This is a genomic window from Bartonella jaculi (assembly GCF_039543045.1).
Lineage (GTDB): Bacteria > Pseudomonadota > Alphaproteobacteria > Rhizobiales > Rhizobiaceae > Bartonella > Bartonella jaculi.
On the sequence record NZ_BAABIZ010000004.1, the window covers coordinates 121,837 to 143,341 of the forward strand.

A 21,505-nucleotide genomic window follows, 5' to 3' on the forward strand; every position below is an offset into this window, starting at 1 on the left:
AAATAAAAAGCCTTATTTTCATTATGATAATGATAGAGGTTTGTATAAACCTTAGTAGCAAAAAGACAAAAAGAAAATAACGGTATGGTCTAAACCATACCGTTATCATTTATAGTCCACGTTTTTTAATCATTGCTTCTGGTGAAGGCAACCGCCCTCGAAAAGCTTTATAAAGCTCCTCTGGATCACGGCTTCCTCCAGCAGAATAGATAAAACGCTTTAACCTATCAGCAAGCTCTGAATTAAAAACATCACCTGTTTCTTCAAAGGCCTGAAAAGCATCGGCATCAAGCACTTCCGACCACATATAAGAGTAGTAACCAGCAGCATAACCATCACCTGAAAATACATGTGTAAAATGTGGGGGACGATGACGCATAATAATTGCGTCAGGCATTTGCAACTTTTCCAATTCTTGATGCTCAAATATTGTTGGGTCAGTTACCGTTTTTCCCTGATGAAAAGCCATATCCACTAAGGCTGATGAAATAAACTCAACCGCAGAAAAGCCAGCATTAAATGTTTGTGCTGATAAAACTTTATCTATCAATGTTTGTGGCATAGGAAACCCTGTTTTGGTATGCGTAGCATAAGATTTTAAAATCTCTGGTACTGTTAACCAATGCTCATAAAGTTGCGAAGGAAGTTCAACAAAATCACGCGAAACCGATGTTCCCGATACAGATGGCCATTTTACATCAGAAAGTAAACCATGCAATGCATGTCCAAACTCGTGGAAAAGTGTACGCGCATCATCAAGTGATAAAAGAGCAGCCTCCCCTTTAGAGGGTTTAGCAAAATTACAGATATTGTAGATAATAGGCTTTTGTCCGCCATTCAGTTTATGCTGCGATTGCAATTTGCTCATCCATGCACCAGATCGTTTTGAAGATCGTGCAAAATAATCACCGATGAAATGCCCAAGCAGACTTCCATCAGATTTTTTTACTTCCCACAAACGTGCATCAGGATGCCAAAGCGTAACAGCATTTTTTTCTTCAAATGAAATTCCAAAGAGTTTTTCTGCTACTCCAAACGCTGCTTCAATTATGCGATCAAGCTGAAAATAATTTTTAATTTCAGCTCCATCGAAAGAAAATTTTTCAGCGCGAAGCTTTTCAGCGTAATAACGCCAATCCCAAGCCTCTAGAGTTTCATTGCTGCCCTGATTATTTGCAAAGTTTTGCAATTCAATCTGTTCACTAGAAGCCTTAGCTCTTGCCCGTTCCCATATAGGTGTGAGCAAATCCATAACCGCATCAACACTTTTGGCCATGGTATTATCAAGTTTTAAATCTGCGAAAGACTTATATCCTAGTAATTTAGCCTTCTCATCACGAAGTGCAACAATCTCTAAAATAATTGCCCGATTATCATTCTCGTTATTATTTTCACCACGTTTGGACCAAGCTTGGAATGCATTTTCACGCAAATCACGACGATGAGAGAATTTCAAAAAAGGATCAATAATTGAGCGTGCCAATGTTAATGCATAAGCTCCCTCATGACCCCTTTCACGCGCAATTTCCTTCATTGAAGCAATAAGATCATCAGGCAAACCAGACAAATCTGTTTGTTCTAAAAATAAAATCCATTCAGCTTCATCTTTTAAAACATGCTGGCCAAAAGTAGCATTTAAAAAGGCAAGCTTCTCATTAATTTCTACAAGCCGCCTTTTCTCTTTTTCATTAAGTTTTGCACCATTACAAATGAACTTCTTCCACCATAATTCAAGCACACGTGTTGTTTCGCTATCATACATACCCTGCTGCGATTGTTTATAGAGCACATCTAGTTTTGCAAATATCCGCGCATCCATCATAACTTTTGAAGAATAATGAGAAAGTTTTACAACAAAATCTTGTTCTAACTGCTGAATCAATGCATTACTATGAGCACCTGAACGTAAGAAAAATATTGAACATACCCGATCAAGCGCCTTGCCACAAAGCTCAAAAGGTTGCAAAAAATTCTCAAGCGTTGGCAATTCCTTCAATGTTGCGATTGCCTCTATTTCATCTTCTGCTTCTTTCAATGCCTGTTCAAAAGCGGGTTTAAAATCTTCATCATTTATTGAAGAAAAATCAGGAAGCTCCGAAAATCCTTTCCAATCTAGTACCGCTGCTTTTGTCATAATACTCTCTATCTCCATTATAAATTTCAAGGTATAATCATTACCTTTATGACACAAATTGTTAATATACTAAAACTATTTAGTGCGCTTCAAAAATGCCTCTTAAACTTCTCTTTTAGGGAGTAGAAATAAAGAATATCTTCATTATTAGGAGATAAAAAAATTAAAAATCCTTATGTACCTGATTCATGAAATTGTTTATAACCCGCTGTCTATCCTTGACTTTATTTTAAATATTAACAATTGGAAGAGTGCAATTGGGGAGGACTTTTTTAAATCTTCCGTGACTTTTGTTTTATTTTATCCATGATCTGAATTTATAATTCTCCAATCCTTCGGAAGGTACTTTATTATGACTGAAATTAAAACGACCTTCGACTTCAAAAATTCTTCTCCTGAAGCTCTCGCCGAAGAATTAAAAAATCATCATTTTGCTGACTCAATTGATATCATTAATGATCTCGATATCATGGAACGCGTAGCTATTCTCAGCCTTTTACCTCTTGATTATGCTATTGAACTCTTTGATAAACCAGAACTTGAGCAATCAGCAGCTATTCTTGAACTTCTCCCTATAAAACGCTCTGTGGACATTCTTGACGGTATGTCCGCAGATGCCGCTGCAGATGTCTTTCAAGAAATGGATAAAGGAACCCGCACGCGGCTTTATGCTTTGCTCAACCCCTTAACGCGCGCTGAAATTAAAAAACTCACGAGTTACCCTGATCATACAGCTGGTGCACTAATGACAACAGAGTTTATAGCGGTCCCTGCAAACTGGACTGTTAAAAAAACTCTGGATCATATCCGCGATGTCGAACGAACACGCGAAACAGTTTACACAAGCTATGTTATCGACCCCAAAACGGGCACCCTTATTAAAGCTGTTTCACTGCGTAATCTTATCCTTGCCTCACCTGATGATCAAATTCTAAACGTCTCTACACATGATACACCCATTACGATATCCCCCTTCACGCATCATGAAGACATTGCTCGTCTTTTTCAACGCCATGATCTTCTTTCTGTGCCAGTTATTGACGAAGGAAATCATGTCATCGGTATTGTGACAGTTGACGACGTACTTGATACAATGGTTGATGAAATGAATGAAGATGCTTATAAATTCGGAGGTATGGAAGCTCTCGATAAACCCTATATGCAGATCAACTTTTTGGGAATGATGAAAAAACGTGGGGGTTGGCTTGCTTTACTTTTTCTTGGCGAAATGTTGACAGCAAGTGCTATGCAATATTTCGAAACAGAGCTTGAAAAGGCCATCACTCTCACGCTATTTATTCCTCTTATCATGAGCTCGGGAGGAAACTCTGGCTCACAAGCAACATCACTTATTATCCGCGCATTAGCCTTACGTGAGCTCACACTTAAAGACTGGTGGAAAATCATTATTCGTGAGATCCCAGCAGGAATATCCCTTGGACTTTTACTCGGAATTATTGGAATTATGCGTATTGTTATCTGGCAACAACTTGGTATCTATAACTATGGTGAACACTGGATTTTTATCGCCATAACAGTAGGTACAGCTTTGGTTGGAATTGTTACGTTTGGTTCTTTGTCTGGTTCCATGCTTCCTTTTATTCTTAAACGTTTGGGATTCGATCCAGCAAGTGCTTCAGCCCCCCTTGTCGCAACTTTAGTGGATGTTATGGGGATTATAATCTATTTTTCTGTTGCCTCTTTCATTTTATCTGGAACTCTACTTTAATCTGGGAAGTAAAAACGTATATCATGCTGCTTAAAATCTCTTCTATGTAAGCAACTGTTGAGCAACACATTGATTTTTTTTAACATAAAACAACATTGCGCATCTTAAATAAGATCTTTTGATATTGTCATAATTCATTATTTTAAATGCTCTTGTCTCATGAATGAATAAAAAATATTCAATCATAAACAAAAAGAGGGATTAGCTTATCTATAAAAGCAGCTTTAGAAAAAATTTATATACATTAATGCACTGTATAAATACGAGAGAAAGTATCTCTGCATTTAGCACTCTAACTCAATAGAGAAAATGATAATTATATCATCATAAATCAATATGTTACCAATACACAACTGCATTGGATTTAGATGTTGATTTACAGGCAATAGTTAAAGTACGCACTTTAAATTATAAAGGAGCAAATTACATTATTCGTTTTCTTAGTGCATAGCTCGTATGGAATGCTCACACACTGAAAATTTTTTTGGAAAAATTTCTAATCCAATAAAACATCAAAAATCTTTACAAACACTTTGCCATAAAAATATTTCCTCCCCTTCCAAAATTATAAAAAAACATGTAAAAGGTTTTTAGAATAATTAGGTAAGGGATGCAAAAGCTTTACCTCAAATGAAATTTCACGAAAGAAAAGAAGAAAATTTATGCAATTGCGTAATATCGCCATCATTGCCCACGTTGACCATGGCAAAACAACACTCGTAGATGAACTTCTCAAACAATCAGGAAACTTTCGCGACAATCAACGCACGAGCGAGCGTATGATGGATTCAAACGATATTGAAAAAGAACGCGGAATTACAATCCTAGCAAAAGTGACGTCCGTTGTTTGGAAAGATACCCGAATTAATATTGTTGATACGCCAGGTCACGCCGACTTTGGTGGAGAAGTTGAACGTATTTTGAATATGGTAGATGGAGCAATTGTACTTGTTGATGCTGCCGAAGGCCCAATGCCACAAACAAAATTTGTCGTTGGCAAAGCATTGAAAGTAGGATTACGTCCAATTGTTGTCATCAATAAAATTGATCGGACCGATGCACGTGCTGACGAAGTTATTAATGAAGTTTTTGACCTTTTTGCCGCTCTTGATGCAACCGATGAACAGCTTGACTTTCCCATTCTTTATGGATCAGGTCGCGATGGATGGATGGCTGAATCCCCAGAAGGACCGAAAGATCAAGGACTCAGTCCTTTGTTTGATCTTGTAACGCGCCATGTTCCTTCTCCTAGTGTAGCTGAAGGACCATTTCGTATGATCGGAACTATTCTTGAAGCCGATCCATTTCTGGGGCGGATTATTACAGGCCGTATTCATTCGGGCTCTATAAAACCTAATCAAAGTGTCAAGGTTCTTGGACAAAATGGAAAGCTTTTAGAAACTGGGCGTATTTCAAAAATTTTAGCATTTCGTGGATTAGAACGGCAACCTATTGAAGAGAGTGTTGCCGGTGATATTGTAGCAATTGCCGGCTTACAAAAAGGCACTGTTGCTGATACCTTCTGCGATCTCGCGGTCAATGAACCTCTCACCGCTCAACCCATTGATCCTCCCACTGTTACTATGAGCTTTCTCGTTAATGATAGCCCCCTTGCAGGAACTGAGGGCGATAAATTAACAAGCCGTGTTATCCGTGATCGTTTGTTAAAAGAAGCAGAAGGCAATGTAGCCTTAAAAATTGAAGAATCGGCCGATAAAGATTCTTTTTATGTTTCAGGACGAGGAGAATTGCAACTTGCTGTTCTCATTGAAAATATGCGTCGTGAAGGGTTTGAGCTTAGTGTTTCACGTCCACGGGTTGTGATGAAAAAAGATGAAAATGGAACAACTCTTGAACCAATCGAGGAAGTAGTCATCGATGTTGATGAGGAATATTCCGGAACTGTTGTTCAAAAAATGTCCGAACGTAAAGGCGAAATGGTTGAATTGCGTCCCTCTGGAGGCAATCGTGTGCGCCTTGTTTTTTACGCACCAACGCGAGGACTCATTGGCTACCAATCTGAGCTTTTAACTGATACACGTGGTACAGCCATTATGAATCGTCTTTTTCATGCTTATGAACCTTATAAGGGAGACATTGGTGGGCGCGTCAATGGTGTTATGATTTCAAATGATAACGGTGAATCTGTCGCTTATGCTCTTTTTAATCTTGAAGATCGTGGACCGATGATAATCGATGCTGGCGTTAAAGTTTATCAGGGAATGATTATTGGCATACACTCTCGTGATAACGACTTAGAAGTGAATGTTTTAAAAGGAAAAAAGCTCACGAATATGCGTGCTTCTGGAAAAGATGAAGCCGTAAAATTAACTCCTCCACTTAAAATGACGTTAGAACGTGCCTTATCGTGGATACAAGATGATGAACTTGTAGAAGTAACTCCTAAAAATATTCGTCTCCGTAAACTCTATCTAGATCCAAATGAACGCAAACGTTTTGAAAAAACACGTTCATCAATTTCAAGCTAATTTTATGATTTCCTCGATTAAATATTTTCTTGTATCGCATTTAATTATACTCCAGAAAGGATATTTACATGAATATTCAGGAAATACCCATTGGTAAAAATCCGCCAGAAGACATCAATGTTATCGTTGAAGTCTCTGTTGGTGGTCAACCAATAAAATATGAGATGGACAAAAAATCCGGAGCGTTATTTGTTGATCGCGTCCTTCAAACATCAATGGTCTATCCTGGGAACTATGGATTTGTTCCACATACACTTTCAGACGATGGTGATCCAATTGATGTTCTCATTTGTAATACTCGTCCCCTTATGCCCGGTTGTGTCATCAATGTCCGCCCAATCGGCGTTCTTATTATGGAAGATGATGGAGGTAAAGATGAAAAAATTATTGCTATCCCTACTCCAAAGATAACACAACGATATACCAATATTCATGATTACACAGATCTCCCCGAAATTACACTAAAACAAATTGAGCATTTTTTCGGACATTACAAAGATCTTGAACTTGGAAAATGGGTTAAAATTGAGGGGTGGCGTGATAAAAACTGCGCGCGCGACTTAATTAAGGAAGCTATTGAGCGCAATAACGAAATATAACTATTCTAAAATAAAAAGCCTGTTCAAAAACAGGCTTTTTACTTATTTCTGCAAAAAGGTATATCTCCTAAAGAGCGTAATATCTCCCTTAAATCTTCTAAATATCCTGAAAAATAAAGTTGTTTGTAGCGTGATGTTGCACCACCCTTAAAAGCAATACAAGAAGATGGAATTTTCCATTGCTTGGCCAAAAACTTGATGAGTGCTTTATTTGCTTTTCCATCTTCAGGAACAGCGCGAAGACGTATAACTAAATGCTGCTTTCCATCATCCCTGCATTCAACCCCCATTATCTTGTCAACTGAAGCTTTGGGAATTAAATATACAAACAAAATCAAGCCATTTGTATCAACTTGATAAAACATCTTCGTTCACCTAATATAGTGCTTCTATAGGTAAACTCCTGCATAAGCACGCCACATAAAGATACGAATAAAATAAATAATTATGAATACTACAATGGGGGAGATATCAACCGCTCCAAGGTTTGGCAAAATCCGCCGAATACGACCCAAAACTGGCTCTGTAACGCGATACAAAAAGTTGCCGATCAAAAAAACAAAGCGATTGCGCGTGTTCACAATATTGAACGCATAAAGCCAAGAAAATATGACATTTGCAATTAAAATATCAATATAAATCTCGAAAATCAGATCAATTACCTGAAGCAATGCATAAATCACTCTTTATCCCTCTTTTAATCAATGGAACAGAAGATCACATATAAAGCATTTATTAAAATAAACCTATTTATCAAAAAACGGTGTTTTACATTCCCATACGTTAATGCTCTTTTTCTCTTAGATAAAAAACACGAGCTCACATTCTTCATCTCTATATCATAATGATGATGAAACCTAACAAATAGCAGAATAAAAATAGCTGAGCAAAAACAGAAACAAAAAATAAACAATCTAAGAATCTTCAAAAAACTTTGAACATCTCTTCTATAATAATCTTGCCGTTTTAGCTATAAGCCTGCTGCAAAAAACGCTTAAACTAAAAACGGCCTTTAAAGGCCGCCTTTGTTTTATCTTTAAGATTATTTCTGCAAAGCAGTCAAACGGTTAAGCGCATTGCTGAAACCATTCAGCTGAATGAACAAATCATTTAAAGCTGGTTCGCCTGGAGCAGCAACTGTCATAGCCAACTTCAAATGCTTTCCGGCACGTAACGCTGCCACATAATTTTTGTCAAAAACTATTGGAACAATGCAACCTGCTGGTATACAAGTCCGAATACCGGTTTCGATAACAGCCTTCCCTTCATCGACTTGTAAACGAACAGGCTTAGAGACTAAAATACCAAAAGGAACTGTCAAATTACCAGACACAACACCATCAGCATTGAGAATAACATTCATAGCCACAACAACACGACCTTGATCATTTACCTCCTGACGGTGCATCAAACAAACTTTTTTAGCCTCTTGTACACCACAGTTAATAGTCCACAAGCCATAGGTTTCAGCTAAAGAAGAAGCACCGTTTGGCAATGTAGCTGCGGGAGCTTTCGTTGCGGCAGACTTCGAATCTGATGCAAATGCTGCAGAAGAAATACTCAACAGAGTAAAAAATATAAATAAATTAAATAACTTTTTCATTTTATATTCCAGTTCTTTACATAAAAGAAAATTACGTTTATTATTTTTTGAAAGTTATGCACAATAATATGAAGTATTTTTACGCATAATATAAAGCTATCTCAATGAAAAAAGAGCTTTCTACAGTTATATAGCTTTTATAATCCTATAAGGCTACCTCGAAATTCACTAACAATTTTCATATAAACATGCTTTTTGAAAGAAACGACGATCGAAGGGAGAGCTTCGAGGTCGACCCATTTCCATTGATCGAATTCTGCTTTATTACCATCTGGCGGGGGATTAATCATGATTTCAGAAAGCTCTCCTGTAAATTTAAAAGCAAACCATTTTTGCATTTGTCCACGATATTTATTGTTTAATGTGCACCCAATAAGTTCTTGTGGAAAATCATAATGAAACCAATCCTGTGCTTCCTTGAGCAGCTTTACAGAACGCATACCCGTTTCTTCATAAAGTTCACGACACGCTGCATCTAACGGTTCTTCATTCTCATCGATACCCCCCTGAGGGAGTTGCCAACGATAAGATATTTCGGTCTCTGCAGGAGCACACGCCATCAAACGGCGCCCAACCCAAACTTTACCCTTATCATTAAAAACAAGGGTTCCAACACATTTCCGATAAGGAAGGACCTTTAAATTAACAACTGCATTCATTTAATTATCCCCCAAAAAGCATAAACTGTACATACTCCTTCTCACTTTAAAACATCCTTATTGGGATCTGGTGGAAATGCTGCATTTGCCATTTCACCCCGTAACAGCTTATAAGCCTCATTCAATTGAATATCCTCCTTAGGATCTTGCGGAACAAAAGCAGCTGAACCAGATCCTTTTTTGCTTTCTCGTTTCCCTTTGATATGCCCCTTTAACTCAGATTCACCAAGCTTTACATCATAACCTTTATATTTTTCAGGGAGTGGTTGCTCTACAATAATATCAGGCGTGATCCCAGTTCCTTGAATTGAAGTGCCAGCCGGCGTGTAATAAAGAGCTGTTGTTAAACGTAAAGCACCATTTTCACCCAAAGGAATAATCGTTTGAACAGATCCCTTGCCAAAAGATTGTGTGCCTAAAATTGTAGCACGACGGTGATCTTGTAATGCACCTGCAACAATTTCAGAAGCGCTTGCTGAACCACCATTAATGAGGACAATAAGCGGTTTTCCATTGGTGATATCCCCTTGCTTGGCATCAAATCTTATTACATCATTCTTTTTGCGTCCACGGGTCGATACAATCTCACCTTTATTGAGAAAAGCATCCGAGACACTCACAGCCTGATCTAAGAGCCCACCCGGATTAAGTCGCAAATCAAGAACATAACCCTTCAACTTATCTTGAGGAATTTTAGATTGAATATCTTTAATTGCAGCCTGAAGATTGCCAAAAGTCTGCTCTGAAAACTGGATAAGTCTTAAATAGCCAATATCACCCTCAACGCGGTATTTCACTGCCTTTACTTTGATGATATCGCGAACAACTTTAATTTCAAGTGGTTTATCAACACCAGAACGGATAATTGTCAACGTAATCGGTGTTCCAGGAGCGCCCCGCATCTTATTAACAGCTTCATTCAATGTTTGGCCATTCGTCTGTACACCATCAATTTTTGAAATGAGATCCCCTGCCAAAATACCTGCTTTTGAGGCAGGTGTATCATCCATCGGAGATACAACTTTGATTAAGTTCTTCTCCATGGTCACCTCAATACCAAGGCCTCCGAATTCTCCCTTCGTAGAATCCCGCATATCCTTGGCTTCTTGCGCATTCATATAAGATGAATGGGGATCAAGCGATGTGAGCATGCCATTGATAGCATTTTCAATAAGCTTTTTATCATCTGGAACTGTCACGTATTGCATACGTACGCGCTCAAAAATATCGCCGAATATGGCCAGCTGTTTATAAGAATCACCTTCATTATTCGCAGCAACAGACTGCACCATGATCATTGAACTGGCGCCGAGCAATACCCCAGCGACCAAAAGAATAACTTTACGAATCATTTTGGTTCCTTTTCGTTTTTTCAGTCCGCCACCAAGGAGTTGGATTTACAGGTTTCCCTTGTTTTCTAAACTCAATGTAAAGTATTGGAGCAGTTTTTCCTATATCCAATGCAACACTGTTTGCAATAAATTGCATTCCCATCGTACCAAGAGGCTCACCTGAAAGAACAAATTGCCCCTGCATTACATTGATTCTCGACATTCCAATAAGAACAATATGATAACCATTTCCAACATTGAGAATAATTAACTGTCCGTAAGAACGAAATGGTCCAGCAAAAGCAACAAGAGCATCAGCAGGCGCTATAATAACAGCTTCTGATTCTGTCTCAATCATTTCACCAAAGCGCGTAATCTGCGAACTATTATTAATGGATTGAATTTTTTTTCCCAAAACAGGAAAAAGTAAAGAGCCTTTTCGGCTTTCGAAATTGCTCTGCTCTAACAATTGCAAATTTTTTCGTACCTGAACGGATACATCAGAACTAAGTTGTGATTGACGGTCAAGTTCTAAAATCAATTCTTCCAAAGATTGCGCTTTTTTAATAAGAGCAATGTTTTTTCGTTGTTGCTCTGTAAGTTCTTCTTCGGATCTTTTTTGTAGTTTGGCTTTTTTGTCTAATAAAAGCTCTAGACGCTTTCGCTGTTCTGCTTGATTTTGCATTTTAGTCTTTAAAGCCGCATATTCCATGGTAATTGCATTGCTTAAATTGATCAACTCCTTAAGGCTCTCTGTTAAAGCCTGTATTTTCTCCTGCATTTGAGGCACAATAGCCCCTAATAAAACAGAACTACGCACAGAAGCTAACACATCCTCAGGACGCACCATAAGAGCAGGAGGTGGATTTAATCCCATACGTTCTAAAATTGCAAGAACTTCTGCAAATTCAGTGCGATGATTTTTTAAACTTTGATGAACTTCTGCCCGCTTTACTATCATTTTTTTAAGTTTTTTTTCCCTTTCAGCAATATCATTTGCTATCGTACGTTCTATTTTAGCAGCTTTGATTAATGCGTCGCTTAAAACGCGTTGATCTTTTTTTAAACGCTCAACTTGCTGTGCAAGAAAAGCAACACGCTCACGCGAAAGTGAAATGCTTTGGCGAATTTCTCCCAACTCTTTATGTGCTTCTTCTGCACTACTTACTGTATCCTCAGCATACGATACAGAAAAGCAAAAAAACACACTCAAGAACAGCACGACAAATATCACGCATTCCTTATATAAACGTTGCATCCTTTTATGAAGAAGCTTCTTCATTTGCCCAACCATTAAGCACCATCGCATAAAATCGCATAAATTAGAGATGCTTTAAATGATGTCAGCTAAAACAATATTAATAAATACATAAATTAAGTGCTAAAAATTACATAAAATGTTAAAAACGGTGATAAGGATGATTGCTCGCAATTGTTACAGCACGATAAAGCTGTTCTGTAAGAAGTATACGCGCAATTTGATGTGGCCACGTCATAAAACCAAAAGACAAAAGAAAATCAGCGCGATTTCTTATCTGTTCATTATGCCCATCAGGTCCTCCCAAAGCAATGATGACATCACGAACACCTTCATCACGGTAAAACCCTAATTTTTCGGCAAAAGCAGATGATGAAATCGACTTTCCACGCTCATCTAATACAATTAATCGACACTTTTCAGGCAAAAATCCAATAAGTCTCTTCCCCTCTTCTTCCATGCGTTGATACGCTGTCTGAGCACGACTTTCTGATATCTCATGGAGTGTTTTAAAATGAAACCCTACTGCTCCAGAACTTTTAGAAAAACGGTCCAAATAATGGTCAACTAATTTGTGCTCTGCCCCCTTTTTCATGCGACCAACAGCAAAAATAGAAATTTGCATATTAATGATCTCCGAAGAGAACCGATTTTGTATTGTTTAAGTCGGGAGCGAGCCACATCTTTTCTAAATTATAAAAGAGACGAACTTCTGGACGAAAAAGGTGAACGATAATATCACCTGTATCAATCAATATCCAATCACCTCCAGCAAACCCTTCCACACTCACTCGGCCATATCCACTATCTTTCCAAGTGCGTAACAAATGCTCAGCAACAGACGATACATGACGCTGTGAAGTTCCTGAAGCTATGACCATGTAATCAGCCAAAGACGACCTCCCCTGAATATCAATGGAGACGATGTCTTCTGCTTTTGTATCCTCTAAACTCTTCAGAATAACTTTGAGACCATCACTGGCAGAAAAAAAATTCTTTTCTGCCGGAGATACAATACTGTAAGCGTATTTTTGTGAAATATTTTCCAGACTAATATCCTTTCTTATCGCTTGGAATATAAAAAAGAAAAACCTCTTCCAAAAGAGAAGCAGAATCTTATAAAATGTTCAAGAAAAATCATTCTCCTTTAAACGAAGGTTCGTCGAAGACTGAAAAGACAAAGGTCCATGTAAATAGGTCCAAGCCGGCGGTTTCATAAAAGGTAATCGTATACTTTCTCTCTCATCTAAACGAAAATAACGGTAAATGTGTGCCATAGGAGAAGAGAGGGCCGCCATATGTACAAAAGGACGATCAATAATCGCAATAGGAAGCATAGATACAATGTCACGCCACCGATACCAGCGATGAAATGTCGCCAAACTGTCTGCCCCCATAACCCAAACAAAATGTACTCCACGGCAATACGCAAGAATATGAGAAATCGTATCTATTGACACTGTGCTGCCTATAATTTTCTCAAAACCCGTTACGCGAATCTTTGGATGATCAATGAGTTCAACGCTTAATCGCATTCTCTCATCTAAAGATGGTAAATGTCTATTATCTTTTAAGGGATTGCTTGGAGTTACCATCCACCATAATTGATCAAGACACAAACGCCGAATTGCAATTTTTGCAACAAGAAGATGTCCAGCATGCGGTGGATTAAAGGATCCACCAAAAAGACCAATAACATTGGATCTTTCCACATGTGGCATACGATCCTTCCATGGGAAAAATAGCTGTTTCAAGGTCTAACCTGTCCATTTCCTTTGATGTGATACTGAAATGATGTCAGCTGTTCAACACCTATGGGACCACGCGCATGCATTTTTCCTGTCGCGATACCAATTTCCATTCCAAAACCAAATTCACCTCCATCAGCAAATTGCGTAGATGCATTATGCAATAAAATGGCTGAATCCAAATGATTAAAAAATTTCTCCACCACTTCCATATCCTCAGCAATAATCGATTCAGTATGTCCTGATGAATAACGTTTGATATGGGCAATGGCTCCCTCAACACCCCCAACTGTTTTAACAGAAAGAATCGCATCCAGATATTCATGTGACCAATCTTCTTCACATGCTAATTTAACCTCTGGCATTAACGAAACGATGTCTTCTGTTGCGCGAATTTCACACCCCCTCTCCTGTAAAACAACAAGAACAGGCAGAAACTTTTTTAATGCTTGGCTGTCAATGAGAACCGTCTCAACAGCTCCACATATGCCCGTACGCCTCAATTTTGCATTCAGGACAATATCACGTGCCATGCTTAAATCTGCTGATTTATCAATATAAATATGACAAAGTCCCTCTAAATGTGCAAAAATTGGAACACGTGCATCAGACTGAACACGTGCAACAAGACTCTTGCCCCCACGAGGCACGATCACATCAATCGCCCCATCCAATCCTTTGAGCATTTCTCCAACGGCATCGCGATCTTTCGTTCCAACCATTTGAATGGTCTCTTTAGGTAAACCAGCCTCTTCCAGTCCCCTCACCAACGCTGCATGAAGTGCATGAGCAGAATGAAAACTATCCGAACCACCACGTAAAATTGCAGCATTTCCAGACTTCAAACACAAAACACTTGCATCAATGGTAACATTTGGTCGACTCTCATAAATAATACCAATCACACCAAGAGGTGTACGAATACGGCTGATATGAAGCCCATTTGGACGGGTCCATTCACTCATCACTTGCCCAACAGGATCAGGCAAACAAGCAACTTGGCGGACACTGTCTACGATTGCACGCAAACGCCCTTCATCTAATTTCAATCGATCAATCATCGCTGCTTTCAAATTATTCTGAGCAGCGTTCTCTAAATCTTGATGATTAGCTCTTAAAATTTCATCTGACTGAGCCTCTAGACACAAAGCTATCATTTCCAAGGCTTTGTTCTTTTGTTCAGAAGACATAACCGCTAACGCCGCAGCAGCATGACGTGCCTTTTGCCCCATGTCCTTCATTTGTTCTTCTAAAGTCATATCATCATCCACTCTGCCAAAACAATAAATAAGGTAAAAGATACCTTTTTTAAGCAGAATGGGTCAAGCAGCGCAAAACCATATCATTACGATGCACCATGGCAGAACGCGCTTCATATCCAAGGATAGACTCAATTTCTTCGCTTTTACGTCCCATAATGCACACAACTTCATCTTTGCTATAACTTACAAGCCCACGAGCAATCTCAACTCCATTTGCATCAACAATCGCAACTGTATCTCCACGATGAAACATTCCATCAACCGCCACAACTCCTGCAGCCAATAAGGATTTTCCAGATTCAAGAGCTTGAACTGCTCCCTGATCAATCGTCAAAATGCCAGACGGTTCTAAATGACCAGAAATCCACGTTTTCCAAGCATTGATAGGCTTTTCACCAGCAGCAAAAAAACTTCCACGCTCTCCTCTGTCAATCGCTGCAAGAGGGTTCATACGCTTACCTGAAGTAATAATCATAGCTGTTCCAGCAGAATTTGCTATTTTCCCAGCATCAAGTTTGGTCTTCATTCCTCCTCGAGAAAATTCTGAAGCCGCAACATCTGCCATTTTCTCAATATCACTCGTAATTGAAGCAATAAAGGGTATGAATTCAGCCGTTGGATCACGGTGTGGAGACTTCGTATAAAGACCATCAATATCGGATAAAAGTATCAAGAGATCTGCCCCCATCATTGTTGCCACACGTGCAGCTAAACGATCATTATCACCATAACGAATTTCACTTGTTGCGACAGTATCATTCTCATTAATAACGGGTACCGCTCCAAAACGCAAAAGCACATTAATCGTAGCACGGGCATTGAGATAACGTCGTCGCTCTTCCGTATCAAATAAGGTAAGCAAAATCTGACCCGTTTTTAATCCATATTGAGCAAGCGCATTACCATACGTTTTTGCTAATTCAATTTGCCCCAAAGCAGCGCACGCTTGACTCTCCTCCAATTTCAAAGCTCCCTTAGGAAGATGGAGTAAAGTTCTCCCTAAAGCAATAGCTCCTGAAGATACCAATAAAATCTCAACGCCTTTTTGATGTAATTCAACAACATCACTTATCAAACTTTTAAGCCATTCAGCGCGCAAACCTGTCTGAGGATCAACTAAAAGCGCAGATCCAATTTTGACCACAATGCGTTTATAGTGTGAGAGCTTTTGCAATCCAACTGCCATCTTACTCAATCCTGATATCCCCATCGACATCCTCTTTGCGTGCCATTTCAATAATATGTGCACCAGCACGCAGCACATTTTCTAAACCTTCGCGACTGACCGCAGAAAACATCATTATAGATTTACCCGTTACTCTTTGCAAAACCTCTCGTTTGGCTTTACGCTCCTCAACGGTGAGAGTATCTATCTGGCTTAAAGCTACAATTTCAGTCTTATCGCTTAGATTATTTCCATATGCCTTGAGTTCATTACGCACAATCTGATACGCCCTTGCTACATCTTCTTCTTGAGCAGAAATCAAATGAAATAAAACGCGACAACGTTCTACATGCCCTAAAAAGCGGTCCCCAATCCCCACGCCTTCATGTGCCCCTTCAATCAAGCCAGGAATATCAGCCAAAACAAATTCCCGAGCATCAATGCGTACAACACCAAGATGAGGATAGAGAGTAGTAAAAGGATAATCTGCAATTTTCGGCTTTGCAGCCGTTACGGAAGCTAAAAAAGTTGACTTTCCAGCATTTGGCAAACCAATCAGTCCCGCATCAGCAATTAACTTCAAACGCAGCCAAAGTATGCGCTCTTCTCCAGCTAAACCCGGATTTGCACGGCGAGGCGCCCGATTCGTAGATGTCGTAAAATGAAGATTTCCAAAACCACCATTCCCTCCTTTTGCAAGACGATAACGTTGTCCAACTTCCGTTAAATCGCAGATTAATGTTGTATTATCTTCTTCAAAAATTTGCGTCCCAACCGGCACTTTAAGGATAATATCATCACCCTTTTCACCCGTCATGTTACGCCCCTTGCCATGCCCCCCTGTTTTAGCTCTAAAATGCTGCTGGTAGCGATAGTCAATCAACGTGTTAAGCCCGTCAACAACAAGAGCCCAAACATCACCACCACGTCCTCCATTGCCTCCATCAGGACCACCAAATTCTATGAATTTTTCACGACGAAATGAAACTGCCCCCGCTCCTCCATTACCAGAACGAATATAGACTTTAGCTTGATCAAGAAATTTCATTGGAAACGCTCACCGAGGAATCAATCCCTTTAACCTCTACAGGTAATGCATCAGTTTTACCAGTTTTTCATCATTTTCAAAAGAAAAACTATAAATAAATTCACTAAACACTGGTTGAAAATATCCTGATGTTTAAATTAAGTAAGCCGATTTTAACCTTCTAAAAAAGATATTACTGCTGGTTTTTTTGTTTTTGCCTTAAATTCGAGCGCTAGAAGATATAACTCCACTGATTCTGTTCGGCTCGCAGGTGGTTTAACATGATGGACTGTTTTAAAATTCTGCTTTAACGTCGTGAGAAGGGTATTTTCTGCTCCACCTTGAAAAGCCTTTGCTAGAAAATGCCCTCCAGGTTTGAGAACCGAAAGAGCAAAATCGGCAGCAACTTCACATAAATAAATCGTTCTTAAATGATCCGTCTGACGATGACCTGTCGTTGGCGCAGCCATATCAGAAAGCACTACATCCGGCTTTGTCCCTAAAGCTTCAATTAATTTCTGCGGTGCATCTGCATGCAAAAAATCCATTTCCAGCATCACAACCCCAGACAATGGATCAACATGCAAATAATCAATACCAACCACGCTAGGCTTTTCGTCACTTGACCCTACTATACGCCCAGCCACCTGACACCACCCACCAGGTGCGGCTCCCAGATCAATAATCTTTTGACCTTTTTTGAGAAACTTATAGCGCTCATTAATTTCGATTAGCTTATAGGCCGCACGCGAACGATAACCATCCACTTTCGACTGATGGACATAAGGATCATTTAGATGCCTCTCTAACCACCGCCGCGATGAGGCTTTAATAGTTCCTGCTTTTTTCTTTACACGCTGATATAATTCATGCGACCCTGAACCACCATATCCGCCAGTCGGTGTTTTTGTCGTTTTTTTCATAGCTATTTATTATCTCCATATTCTGATAACTGGCTAACGCTTGAAATCTCTTCTCTTCCTATAATGACACCATACACCATCACGTAACATCAGCTCTATCAAAATTCCTTCTCTCAACCCACGATCAGCAACTCGTAAACGCTTACTGGACCAAACTTCTCGAATAACATCTAAAATCGCGCAGCCCGCTAAAACTAAATCTACTCTCTCTCGGCCAATGCAAGGATCCGTTACACGTTTTTTATATCCCATGATAATAAGCGTTTTATCATAAGAGTAACATCTGCATCTTTCATCCAAACACCATCAATTTGCTTCCGATCATAACGCTCTAAATTAAGGTGCATTCCTGCTAAAGTCGTAACCGTTCCAGAGGTTCCCAAAAGATAAAATCTTGATCCTTGAGCTAGAGTCCCTAATTTATAATGATCTGAAAAATTATTTAAAAAAACCGCACATAGTTTTTCATCTTTTCAAAATCTTCTAAACTCATATCATTACCTCCAAAACGTGCAGCAAGTGTGACAACACCAACAGGAAGAGAAGTCCAAGCTATAATCTGCTCAGCTAAACGCAAAGAACGCTTTTGAGAAACATCAAAGAGCACAATTTCTGATGATCCACCTCCAATATCAAAGAGCACAATTGCATCGGTATTCGATTCAATGAGCGTGCTACACCCTGAAACTGCAAAACGCGTTTCTGTTTTTTGATCAACAATTTCCAATTTAAGGCCCGTTTCATCCAAAACACGTTGAATAAAATGTCTACCATTTTCTGCTGAACGGCAAGCTTCCGTTGCAACCAAGCGATAACGCTTAATATGTCTTTGTTTTAGCTTTCAACAACAAACTTTTAACGCTTCAATCGCCCGATCCATAGCTTGTGTATTAAGAAAGCCGTTACTTATCAATCCTTCTCGTAACCGTACAATACTTGAAAATGCATCAATAACCTTAAAATACCCTAGTTTACTAGGAGATGCGATAAGAAGACGACAATTATTCGTTCCCAAATCAAGTGCTGCATAAAGAGAGGTGAGGATTTTAATTGAGAAAACCGTGGAGAAAAAAGTGTTTTTTGTTTTTTTGTTTTTTTAACACTTACAACTGCTCGACCTAGGAATTCACAAGCTGTATCCGATTGAATAAACACCTTTTTCTGTTTCCAATGTCTTTTCCGCCGTTGTTTCTTTCTATCAAAAGAAATAGAAAACGTCCCCGCAGGTAATAATGCAGAATGATTATTATTGCACCCACGGTGATCGCATAATTGCTCTGCTCTGGTATCATACGCTCTTTCTCGCTTTGACTCTTTTGGACCATAAATAAGGAGCCATTTTTTCTTATCCCTTGAGTGTTTACCTCCAAATAAACAAATGCGAGGAATCCCCTACTCACTACTAAAGCTAAAGTAAAAATGCTGTATCAAACTACCAATATAAAGAAAATACCATTCTTTCCTATCATAAAAATTTTCTAAGATAGCATCACTCAGGATTCTAAAGAATATTTTGATTATTTTAAAAAATAAAAATTTTCCGCACCAGCATGCTTCTCTTTATAAACTTAAAATTATAAATTAATCGTTTAAACGGACATTTATTTTTATAACCTCCCTCCTCTCTTCATATAATTCGCGTTAAGTACGTTTCTAAGAAGCTCTCTTGTAAAAAAATATTGAAGATATATTGACGAGAAAGAAGATTGTTAAAGGCTTCTTAGAAACGATCTTATTTAAAAGGGGAACTTATGCTCCAAGGAATTCACTATCATCATTAAGACTGCCGGCAGTATCTTGATTGAGTCCCGTTGATATTGGATAAAATTGCTCTAAAATGTGTACGCTTTTACAAAAATAGAAAAATCGACCTATTTTCTGTCCAAAAAGCCAGTATTTTAATCATTTTATTGAGTTTTAAATTGGCGACTCTCAATAATTTTTTATTGTTAACGACTAACATAATTCGCTCTATAAGACCTACAGAAAATCTAACTTGATTCTCTATTATATAGACAGCTTATTTTATGATTTTATATTTGTAATGTGCTTTTTTTTGAAAAAAGCATCTCTTATCATATTGATATGGACCTCTTACTCGTTGCACTCTTCAATTAGATCTGAATACACAACGCAATAGTTTATAAAAAAATAAGCCTACTAAAAATTATCTACGCACTCTATCGTTGTAAAGAATAAAGTGCTGCACTGAGCCCTTTAAATGGCAAAGTAAAAGAAAATATCTTTCCCTCTTTCACTTTATAGGAAATACGCACTTTTTTATTTTGCTCTATTTGTTTACTAAAAATTGGTCCAAGAGGCGATTGTGCCAAGCAAACCGCTTCATTACATTGCGTGTAACGAATGAGAACCGGCTTTTTAATACCTTCCAAAAACATTCGAATAGGGACATTTGTATCAGCATTTGGTAATGTCCGAAAGAGCATTACGGCTTGGCCATTTTTCGTAGAAACAAGAGACCAACTAAAAATAGTATTATCTTCCTGATCATGAACGGTCTGCGTCACATTACATATGCCTTGCTTAAGTGATGACTTTTCATCGCAAATCAAAGTCCAATTATCAAATTGCGTAATGACTCTACGTGTCTCACCCGGAGCCCCACTAGGAACAGATAAGTGCGGTGGATGCACCGTATAAACATTATTATTTTCATCGGCAAAGCTCTCACTCTTGCCTAATAAGACAAGAGTGAACAAAACCTTGGTTAAAATATTCCGCTTTTTTATAATTATACTCACTTTTATCATTTTTATCTCAGTCTAAAAGTAACCCCTGCGCCTACACCCCAATGGCCTCCTGCACTCGTGACAGATACATTGGAACGAATATTTCCATTTTCAGATGTATAACCAGCACCAATGGCAAATGCGGATTGACTGCGCCAGACACCCGTACCAAATGAAACACTTAAAGATCCAGGTATATCATAGTACCGTAAATTAGATACCGCCAACCCAATCGCTGCCGCTTGTCTGGCTTCTTTCCGAACATCCTCAACTGCATAATTTAACGTCTCAAACTTCATATCCGTATAAGCTTTGGACTCATTAACTCCATTGCTCACTAGATCATTCATATGCTCATCCGTGTACTTTTTCGCATCATCAAGAACTATCTTCATCTGCTGATCCGTATAATCATGTAACTGACCACCATTAACTGCTTCCTTAGAGCCCGTTTCAATTTTACCATCAGCTACATTGTCTATCAAGACTGGATCACTTTCATTCCCACCTACTAAGGTGATGCTATTCTTCTTCTTGCCATCAGCATCTTTATCATAATTAACTGCTCCATCCGCAACAGATGTTGCAATATCTTTTACATCTTGATCTATCCTATCTACTTTCTTCTCAACATCTGTAACCTTCTGGTTCGTCTCCCATAGCTGTCCTCCATTCACAACTTCTTGCGAACCTTCTTCAACTTTACCTGCTGCTACATTCGTAATCTTACTTGACTGCCCATCATGCTTCGCATCATACGCACCTTCATCTTTATTCCAATTTAGGCCATTCGACGCCACATTCTTTTCAACATCATGAATACGATCA

At 38.7% G+C, this 21,505-nt stretch carries 19 protein-coding genes and 1 pseudogene; 3 read left to right on the forward strand and 17 right to left on the reverse strand.

The window, feature by feature from the left end:
* Window positions 1-109: 109 nt before the first annotated feature.
* Window positions 110-2,134 carry a M3 family metallopeptidase gene (locus ABD915_RS03200; RefSeq protein WP_345115068.1) on the reverse strand — a complete coding sequence of 675 codons (2,025 nt, stop codon included), beginning with the start codon at window positions 2,132-2,134 and terminating at the stop codon, window positions 110-112.
* Window positions 2,135-2,486: 352 nt separating this feature from the next.
* Between ABD915_RS03200 and mgtE the strand changes: the two genes are divergently transcribed.
* The 3 genes from mgtE (at window position 2,487) to ppa (ending at window position 6,951) form a co-directional block, all read left to right on the forward strand.
* Window positions 2,487-3,863 carry a magnesium transporter gene (mgtE, locus tag ABD915_RS03205; RefSeq protein ID WP_345115071.1) on the forward strand — a complete coding sequence of 459 codons (1,377 nt, stop codon included), beginning with the start codon at window positions 2,487-2,489 and terminating at the stop codon, window positions 3,861-3,863.
* A 662-nt stretch (window positions 3,864-4,525) separates the two neighbouring features.
* Entirely contained in the window at window positions 4,526-6,352 is a 1,827-nt protein-coding gene (gene typA, locus ABD915_RS03210; RefSeq protein ID WP_345115074.1) for a translational GTPase TypA, read from the forward strand.
* Between the two features lie 68 nt (window positions 6,353-6,420).
* Complete coding sequence (gene ppa / locus ABD915_RS03215; protein WP_345115077.1) at window positions 6,421-6,951, forward strand: inorganic diphosphatase; 531 nt, start codon at window positions 6,421-6,423, stop codon at window positions 6,949-6,951.
* Between the two features lie 38 nt (window positions 6,952-6,989).
* Here the strand turns inward: ppa and ABD915_RS03220 are convergent, their stop codons facing one another.
* The 16 genes and pseudogenes from ABD915_RS03220 to ABD915_RS03295 form a co-directional block, all read right to left on the reverse strand.
* Entirely contained in the window at window positions 6,990-7,316 is a 327-nt protein-coding gene (locus tag ABD915_RS03220) for a DUF167 domain-containing protein (RefSeq protein WP_345115080.1), read from the reverse strand.
* A gap of 24 nt (window positions 7,317-7,340) precedes the next feature.
* On the reverse strand, window positions 7,341-7,634 hold the full coding sequence (locus tag ABD915_RS03225) for a YggT family protein (RefSeq protein WP_345115083.1): 294 nt from the start codon (window positions 7,632-7,634) through the stop codon (window positions 7,341-7,343).
* A 359-nt stretch (window positions 7,635-7,993) separates the two neighbouring features.
* Window positions 7,994-8,554 (reverse strand): invasion associated locus B family protein, encoded by a 561-nt coding sequence (locus ABD915_RS03230; protein ID WP_345115085.1) that lies wholly within the window; start codon window positions 8,552-8,554, stop codon window positions 7,994-7,996.
* Between the two features lie 137 nt (window positions 8,555-8,691).
* Window positions 8,692-9,213 (reverse strand): RNA pyrophosphohydrolase, encoded by a 522-nt coding sequence (locus ABD915_RS03235; RefSeq protein ID WP_345115087.1) that lies wholly within the window; start codon window positions 9,211-9,213, stop codon window positions 8,692-8,694.
* Between the two features lie 41 nt (window positions 9,214-9,254).
* On the reverse strand, window positions 9,255-10,565 hold the full coding sequence (locus tag ABD915_RS03240) for a S41 family peptidase (protein ID WP_345115090.1): 1,311 nt from the start codon (window positions 10,563-10,565) through the stop codon (window positions 9,255-9,257).
* A complete protein-coding gene (locus ABD915_RS03245; RefSeq protein WP_345115092.1) occupies window positions 10,555-11,838 on the reverse strand; it encodes a murein hydrolase activator EnvC family protein in 1,284 nt (427 codons plus the stop codon). The genes ABD915_RS03240 and ABD915_RS03245 overlap by 11 nt, the downstream gene beginning before the upstream one ends.
* 106 nt (window positions 11,839-11,944) lie before the next feature.
* Window positions 11,945-12,427: a 23S rRNA (pseudouridine(1915)-N(3))-methyltransferase RlmH gene (gene rlmH, locus ABD915_RS03250; protein WP_345115095.1), complete on the reverse strand. Its 483-nt coding sequence runs from the start codon at window positions 12,425-12,427 to the stop codon at window positions 11,945-11,947.
* Between the two features lies 1 nt (window position 12,428).
* Complete coding sequence (rsfS, locus tag ABD915_RS03255; protein WP_345115126.1) at window positions 12,429-12,881, reverse strand: ribosome silencing factor; 453 nt, start codon at window positions 12,879-12,881, stop codon at window positions 12,429-12,431.
* A gap of 48 nt (window positions 12,882-12,929) precedes the next feature.
* Window positions 12,930-13,523 carry a nicotinate-nucleotide adenylyltransferase gene (locus ABD915_RS03260; protein WP_345115097.1) on the reverse strand — a complete coding sequence of 198 codons (594 nt, stop codon included), beginning with the start codon at window positions 13,521-13,523 and terminating at the stop codon, window positions 12,930-12,932.
* Window positions 13,524-13,552: 29 nt separating this feature from the next.
* Window positions 13,553-14,809 carry a glutamate-5-semialdehyde dehydrogenase gene (locus ABD915_RS03265; RefSeq protein WP_345115100.1) on the reverse strand — a complete coding sequence of 419 codons (1,257 nt, stop codon included), beginning with the start codon at window positions 14,807-14,809 and terminating at the stop codon, window positions 13,553-13,555.
* A gap of 49 nt (window positions 14,810-14,858) precedes the next feature.
* A complete protein-coding gene (gene proB, locus ABD915_RS03270) occupies window positions 14,859-15,998 on the reverse strand; it encodes a glutamate 5-kinase (protein WP_345115102.1) in 1,140 nt (379 codons plus the stop codon).
* A 1-nt stretch (window position 15,999) separates the two neighbouring features.
* Window positions 16,000-17,025, reverse strand: a complete 1,026-nt coding sequence (gene obgE, locus ABD915_RS03275; protein WP_345115105.1) for a GTPase ObgE — start codon at window positions 17,023-17,025, stop codon at window positions 16,000-16,002.
* A gap of 152 nt (window positions 17,026-17,177) precedes the next feature.
* On the reverse strand, window positions 17,178-17,927 hold the full coding sequence (locus tag ABD915_RS03280) for an RlmE family RNA methyltransferase (protein WP_345115107.1): 750 nt from the start codon (window positions 17,925-17,927) through the stop codon (window positions 17,178-17,180).
* A gap of 33 nt (window positions 17,928-17,960) precedes the next feature.
* Window positions 17,961-19,256 (reverse strand): annotated as a pseudogene (locus ABD915_RS03285) (Ppx/GppA phosphatase family protein).
* 851 nt (window positions 19,257-20,107) lie between these two features.
* Entirely contained in the window at window positions 20,108-20,698 is a 591-nt protein-coding gene (locus tag ABD915_RS03290; protein WP_345115110.1) for an invasion associated locus B family protein, read from the reverse strand.
* A gap of 2 nt (window positions 20,699-20,700) precedes the next feature.
* On the reverse strand, window positions 20,701-21,505 hold an 805-nt coding region (locus ABD915_RS03295), incomplete at its 5' end, for a YadA-like family protein (protein WP_345115112.1).